A 253-nucleotide genomic window follows, 5' to 3' on the forward strand; every position below is an offset into this window, starting at 1 on the left:
TATTTTTTATACATCTTCCTTATAATCTGAATTCAAAATACTCAGGATTATTTCGTTTAGTTTACTTTTTCTTGTTTGATGCGTATAGCACCGGCATCATAGACGAATAAAACACTCACAGCTCCGCATAACATGAGGAACCCCGCCAATACAATAGCATAGATTGGCTGACCGCCATAAATATTTTTTACAATCCATCCACCACCAATACCATTTACGATCTGTGGTAATGTGATGAAGAAATTAAAGATAC

Annotated in this window: 1 pseudogene; it reads right to left on the reverse strand. The window is 35.2% G+C overall.

Features of this window, described 5'->3' with window-relative positions:
- Positions 1 to 56 precede the first annotated feature (56 nt).
- Positions 57 to 253: pseudogene (locus VJI94_RS08580) on the reverse strand (hypothetical protein); the annotation flags it as partial.

The organism is Parvimonas sp. D9, assembly GCF_035282565.1.
GTDB classification, from domain to species: Bacteria; Bacillota; Clostridia; order Tissierellales; family Peptoniphilaceae; genus Parvimonas; species Parvimonas micra.